The 382-nt window shown below is 41.9% G+C and carries 1 protein-coding gene; it reads left to right on the top strand.

All coding sequences use genetic code 11. The features are described from left to right. Positions 1 to 382: hypothetical protein (locus tag CBF90_RS18525; RefSeq protein ID WP_197690621.1), on the top strand; the 382-nt coding region annotated here is incomplete at both ends.

The following is a 382-nucleotide window of genomic DNA, read 5'->3' on the forward strand; positions in this document are numbered from 1 at the left end:
GTCTTGATTCTGAAGACGCATCATCACTTACTGCTGATGAAGGTCTTTCTCTTGTAGGAGATGAGGAACTGAATCTTTCTGATGATCTGTCAGAAAGTCTTTCCCTAGGAGATGATCTCCAGAATGATCATGGTCTATCACTAGGTTTAGATGAGAGCGAAAGCTTCTCTTTAGATAGTGAGAGCGACTTTTCAGATGATGCGAAGAAGAAACTTGAAGAAATCGATGCCATCATGGATGAGGACGCTTCTAGAACAAATATGAATCTTGATCAGCTGGGCAATCTTGATGAGCCACTTGTATCAGATGATTTGGATCTTGATAGTCTCAACTTCACGAATGAAGCTGAAGAGGTAGAGGTCTCTCCTCCTCAGCCTAAAGA

Origin of the sequence: Microbacterium sp. AISO3, from assembly GCF_002204305.1 — a bacterium.
Lineage (GTDB): Bacteria > Actinomycetota > Actinomycetes > Actinomycetales > Microbacteriaceae > Microbacterium > Microbacterium arborescens.